The organism is Nocardia cerradoensis NBRC 101014 (assembly GCF_000308535.1).
Classification (GTDB): domain Bacteria; phylum Actinomycetota; class Actinomycetes; order Mycobacteriales; family Mycobacteriaceae; genus Nocardia; species Nocardia cerradoensis.
This window is the reverse complement of the sequence record NZ_BAFW01000151.1, coordinates 1-5069: the sequence shown is the minus strand read 5'-3', so window position 1 is coordinate 5069 and position 5069 is coordinate 1. Positions and strand designations below refer to the sequence as shown.

Here is a 5069-nt window from a genome sequence, read left to right as displayed (position 1 = left end):
AGGCGTGAGCGAAGGGTTGTTCGAGGCGCCGGAGCTGGAGGACGTGTCCGGCGCATCCGCCGCACTGCCGCCGGCGGGCAGGATGTCGCCGCTGGCGGTGCGGATGCGGCCCGCGAGCCTGGACGAGGTCGTGGGCCAGCAGCACCTGCTCGGCCCCGGATCGCCGCTGCGTCGGTTGATCGAGGGGTCGGGTGCGGCATCGGTGCTGCTCTACGGCCCACCCGGCACGGGCAAGACGACGCTGGCCGCGCTCATCTCGACCGCGACCGGCCGGCGGTTCGAGGCGCTGTCGGCGTTGTCGGCGGGCGTCAAGGAGGTGCGCGCGGTCATCGAGCTGGCGCGGCGGCGGCTGCTCGCGGGGGAGCAGACCGTGCTGTTCATCGACGAGGTGCACCGGTTCTCCAAAACCCAGCAGGACGCCCTGCTGGCCGCGGTGGAGAACCGGGTGGTGCTGCTGGTGGGGGCGACGACGGAGAACCCGTCGTTCTCGGTGGTGTCGCCGCTGCTGTCGCGGTCGCTGGTGTTGCAGTTGAAGTCGTTGTCGGACAACGATATTCGCACCGTGCTGCGTCGCGCGATCGACGACGAGCGAGGTTTGGCCGGGCAGTACACCGTCACCGAGGCGGCGCTCGACCACATCGTCCGCATCGCCGGCGGCGACGCGCGCCGGTCGCTGACCGCTCTGGAAGCCTCGGCGGAATCGTCGCTCGACGGCACGGTGGACGTGGATCTGGTGGAGGCCAGCGTCGACAAGGCCGCGGTGCGCTACGACCGCGCCGGTGACCAGCACTACGACGTGATCAGCGCGTTCATCAAATCGCTGCGGGGATCCGACGTGGACGCGGCGCTGCACTACCTGGCCCGGATGATCAGCGCGGGCGAGGATCCGCGCTTCATCGCGCGGCGATTGATGATCCAGGCGTCCGAGGACGTCGGCATGGCCGATCCGACCGCCCTGCAGACCGCGGTCGCCGCCGCGCAGGTGGTGCAGCTGGTCGGTATGCCGGAGGCGCAGCTGGCGCTCGCGCACGCCACCATCCACGTCGCCACCGCACCCAAATCGGGTGCGGTCGCGGCGGCCATCGGCGCGGCCATGTCCGATATCGCGGCCGGTAAGGCCGGTGCGGTGCCGCCCCATCTGCGCGACGGGCATTACGCGGGCGCGGCGAAACTGGGCAACGCGCAGGGCTACAAATACCCCCACGACCACCCGGACGGCATCCTCACCCAGCAGTACCCGCCCGACGAACTGGTCGGCGCCGACTACTACACCGCGACCGATCACGGCTACGAGCGGGAGATCGGGCCGCGGGTCACCAAGTTGCGCCGCATCGTCCGAGGCCGCTGAGACAGGGGCGCAGGGACAGGCGCGCCGCACGACCGCTGAAAACCGGCTGGACCGCGCCCGGTAGGCTGGATATTCGTGCAGACCCACGAGATCCGACGGCGTTTCCTGGACCACTTCGTCCGTGCCGGCCACACCGAGGTACCCAGTGCCTCGTTGATCCTGCCGGACCCGAACCTGCTGTTCGTCAATGCGGGCATGGTGCAGTTCAAGCCGTATTTCCTGGGCCAGGAGGCGCCGCCGTTCGCACGGGCGACCAGCGTGCAGAAGTGCGTGCGCACCGGCGATATCGAAGAGGTCGGCGTCACCACCCGCCACAACACCTTCTTCCAGATGGCGGGCAACTTCTCCTTCGGTGACTACTTCAAGGAAGGTGCCATCACCTTCGCCTGGGAGCTGATCAGCAAGTCTCAGGAGGAGGGCGGATTCGGCTTCGATCCGGAGCGGATCTGGGTCACCGCCTACGAGAGCGATCCCGAGGCCGCCGAGATCTGGCATCGCGTCGCCGGAATTCCGAAGGAGCGCATCCAGTTCCGCGACGGCAAGGACAACTACTGGGATATGGGCGTGCCCGGTCCCGGCGGTCCGTGCTCGGAGATCTACTACGACCGCGGACCCGAATACGGCGCCGAGGGCGGTCCGGTCGCCGACGAGGATCGCTACCTCGAGATCTGGAATCTCGTGTTCATGCAGGACATCCGCGGCGAGCAGAGCCCCAAGCTGGGCTACCCGCCGGTGGGTTCGCTGCCGAAGAAGAACATCGATACCGGCATGGGCATCGAACGCGTGGCGATGCTGCTGCAGGGCGTGGACAACGTCTACGAAACCGATCTGCTGCGCCCGATCATCTCCAAGGCCGAGGAGCTGACCGGTAAGAGCTACGGCGTCGAACACGCCGACGACGTGCGTTTCCGCGTGATCGCCGACCACGCCCGCACCTCGGCGATGCTGATCGCCGACGGCGTCAATCCCGGCAACGACGGCCGCGGCTACGTCCTGCGCCGGTTGCTGCGCCGGATCGTGCGCTCGGCCCGGCTGCTGGGCGCCGAGAAGCCGGTGATCGGCGAATTCATGAAGGTCGTCAGCGATCTCATGTCGCCCTCGTATCCGGAACTGGCCACCGACTTCACCCGCATCGAGACCGTCGCCGTCGGTGAGGAGACCGCCTTCCTCAAGACGCTGAGCACCGGGTCGAAACTGTTCGACGACGCGGTCGCCGAGGTGAAGGCCACCGGCGGGCGCACCCTCGCAGGCAGTGAGGCGTTCACCCTGCACGACACCTACGGTTTCCCGATCGATCTGACCCTGGAGATGGCCGCCGAGGCCGGGCTCGAGGTCGACGAGTCGGGCTTCCGCACACTCATGGCCGAGCAGCGGCAGCGAGCCAAGGACGATGCGCAGGCCCGCAAGCACGCCCACGCCGACCTGTCGATCTACAAGGAACTGGTCGACCGGGGCGCCACCGAATTCACCGGATTCGACGAACTCGCCACCGAGGCACGGGTGCTCGCCCTCATCGCCGATGGTGTCCGCGTCCCCACCGCGACCGCCGGGCAGGATGTCGAGGTCATCCTCGATCGCAGTCCGCTCTATGCCGAATCCGGTGGTCAGATCGCCGATCGCGGCAGCCTCACCGCCTCGGGCACGGAACTGCGCGTCAACGACGTCCAGAAGATCGCCAAGAAGCTGTGGGTGCACAAGACCACCGTCGAGCGCGGGCAGATCACCGAGGGCGATGCCGTACTCGCCCAGGTCGATCCGGCGTGGCGGCGCGGCGCCACCCAGGGCCACTCCGGCACCCACATGGTGCATGCCGCGCTGCGGCAGGTGCTGGGCCCCAACGCGGTTCAGGCCGGTTCGCTGAACAAGCCCGGATATCTGCGGTTCGACTTCAACTGGCAGGGCCAGCTCTCGGAGTCGCAGAAGGCCGATATCGAGGCGGTGTCCAATGATGCGGTCGGTTCGGACTTCCCGGTGAACACTTTCGTCACCGATCTGCCCAAGGCCAAGGCGATGGGCGCGCTGGCACTGTTCGGCGAGAACTACGGGTCCGAGGTGCGGGTCGTCGAGATCGGCGGGCCGTTCTCGATGGAACTGTGCGGTGGCACTCACGTCGAACATTCGTCGCAGATCGGGCCGATCACACTGCTCGGCGAATCGTCGGTCGGTTCCGGTGTGCGTCGCGTGGAGGCGTTCGTCGGGCTGGACTCCTACAAGTATCTGGCCAAGGAGCGGGCCCTGCTGGCCGGTGTGGCCGCCTCGCTGAAGGTGCCCTCCGAAGATGTGCCGGCCCGGGTCGAGCAATTGGTGGAACGGCTGAAGGTCGCCGAGAAGGAACTCGAGCGCACCAAGGCCGCGGCCGTGCTGTCGCAGGCCGGGACCTACGTCGAGCAGGCGCAGCGGGTCGGCAAGGTGCTGCTGGTCGCGGCCGCGGCCCCGAAGGGCGTCGGCGCGGGCGATCTGCGGACCCTGGCCACTGATATCCGCGGCCGGTTCGGCAGTGAACCGGCGGTGGTCGTGCTGCTCGGCAACGCCGACGGCAAGGTGCCGTTCGTGGTCGCGGTGAACAAGCCCGCCCAGGAGCTCGGCGTGAAGGCCGGCGATCTGGTCGGCAGCTTCGGCCCGAGTATCGCGGGTCGCGGCGGCGGTAAGCCGGAGATGGCGCAGGGCGCCGGCTCGGATCCGTCCGGTATCGAGGCCGGCCTGGCCGGCGTGCGCGCGCGGGTGGCCGAGATCGCCGCCTGATGGACAAATCCGAGAATTCGGAGCCCTCGGAACCGGAGCCGTCCCGATCAGGGGCGGCTCCGGAAGCCGGGGCCGCCCGACCGGACGACATCCCGGCCGAACGCCCCAGCGCGCGGACCGATCCCGGTCGCGGCCGGCGGATCGGCCTCGACGTGGGAACCGTGCGCATCGGAGTGGCCGCCAGTGACCCGGACGGGATCCTGGCGACACCGGTGGAGACGGTTCCGACCGTCAAGGGTGGAAAACGAGGTCCGGCAACCGATCTGATCCGGGTAGCCGAGATTGTGCGGGAATACGAGGCGGTCGAGGTAATCGTCGGTCTACCACGCACATTACGCGGGGCCAGTGGCTCCTCCGCCCAGATGGCCGCTCGGTTCGCGCGACGTTTGCGGGACATGATTCCTGGTGTGCCGATACGACTTTCCGACGAACGTTTGACTACGGTGTCAGCTGCACGTGCATTGCGGGACAGCGGAGTTCGCTCGCGCGGCCGGCGGCAGGTTATCGACCAGGCGGCCGCCGTGTCGATCCTGCAAGGGTGGTTGGACGAACGGAGTGCGGTGTTGAACTCGGCCGGTGCAGACGAGGCCAGGTGGTCGGATGAGTGACCGCTGGTCCCGGGCCGGAGAACGATCGCGCCGGCGCGCCGACGAGCAGCAGCGGCGCTACCGGCGTGGCGGTGCGCACCGTAGCGTCACCGACGAGTGGGACGACTACGAGGACGACGACACCGCCGTCATTCCGCGCTACGTCGACGAGGACGAATCGGCGGCCCACTACGCCGATCCGGCCGCCGGATACGACGCTCGCTACGACCATGAGCTCGCCGGCGCCGGATATCCGGATCCGGACTACGCCGACCCGGATTACGCCGACGACTACGCCGAACCGGGGTACGAGCGGACCGGCCGCAGTGGACACCGGTATCGCCGCGACGAGTACGACTCCGAAACAGATATCGAGCCGATCGCCGACGAGG

3 protein-coding genes and 1 pseudogene are annotated in these 5069 nt (G+C 68.4%); all 4 read left to right on the top strand.

Going from position 1 to position 5069, the window contains the following annotated elements:
* Positions 1-4: 4 nt before the first annotated feature.
* A complete protein-coding gene (locus ON23_RS16365; protein ID WP_051042766.1) occupies positions 5-1348 on the top strand; it encodes a replication-associated recombination protein A in 1344 nt (447 codons plus the stop codon).
* Positions 1349-1423: 75 nt separating this feature from the next.
* A complete protein-coding gene (gene alaS / locus ON23_RS16360; RefSeq protein WP_039779210.1) occupies positions 1424-4090 on the top strand; it encodes an alanine--tRNA ligase in 2667 nt (888 codons plus the stop codon).
* Positions 4090-4698, top strand: a complete 609-nt coding sequence (ruvX, locus tag ON23_RS16355) for a Holliday junction resolvase RuvX (protein WP_083904015.1) — start codon at positions 4090-4092, stop codon at positions 4696-4698. The genes alaS and ruvX overlap by 1 nt, the downstream gene beginning before the upstream one ends.
* Positions 4691-5069, top strand: a pseudogene (locus ON23_RS38700) (hypothetical protein); the annotation flags it as partial. The gene ruvX and the pseudogene ON23_RS38700, both read left to right, overlap by 8 nt.